Origin of the sequence: Aquicoccus porphyridii, assembly GCF_008369105.1 — a bacterium.
Lineage (GTDB): Bacteria > Pseudomonadota > Alphaproteobacteria > Rhodobacterales > Rhodobacteraceae > Aquicoccus > Aquicoccus porphyridii.
Genome location: NZ_VINQ01000087.1, coordinates 1 through 551, shown reverse-complemented (window position 1 = coordinate 551; position 551 = coordinate 1). Strand labels below are relative to the sequence as shown.

The 551-nt window shown below is 67.0% G+C and carries 1 protein-coding gene and 1 pseudogene; both read right to left on the bottom strand.

Features of this window, described 5'->3' with window-relative positions:
* Positions 1-235, bottom strand: a 235-nt coding sequence (locus FLO80_RS23705) for an OprD family outer membrane porin (protein WP_149187130.1), incomplete at its 3' end; no start/stop codon positions are given.
* A 52-nt stretch (positions 236-287) separates the two neighbouring features.
* A pseudogene (locus FLO80_RS23700) lies at positions 288-551 on the bottom strand (3-oxoadipyl-CoA thiolase); the annotation flags it as partial.

The following is a 551-nucleotide window of genomic DNA, read 5'->3' as shown; positions in this document are numbered from 1 at the left end:
GACCCACGCCGAGGGTGCCCTCGGTATAGCCCGAGCGGTAGTCGAAGAGAAAGCCCTGGGCCCACTCCTCGCTTTTCGCACGTCCCGCGCCATCGCGGAAGTCGCGGTTCATGTAGAAGTTGCGCAAGGCCAGGCTGGCCCGCGAGTCTTCGAGGAAGCCCTCGGCCAGGGCGGGAACGCTATCGCCGGCAAGGATCGGCAGCAGGAAAAACGCGCATTTCTTGTTGTTGTTCATACGCACTCCGAACGGGCGCCTGGGCGCCTCTTTTTCTAGGGGGAACGGTGTCTCATCGGCAGCGCTCGATCACCATCGCCACGCCCTGGCCGAGCCCGACGCACAGGCTGACCACCGCGTAGCGCCGCTCGATGCGTTGCAGCCCGCGGGCGGCGGTGAGCACCAGGCGCGCACCGGAGGCGCCGAGCGGATGGCCGAGGGCAATGGCGCCGCCATGGGGATTGACCCGCGGGTCCTCGTAGTCCAGGCCGAGCAACTTCAGGCAGGCCAGGACTTGCGGCGCGAAGGCTTCGTTGATCTCGATCAGGCCGACCTC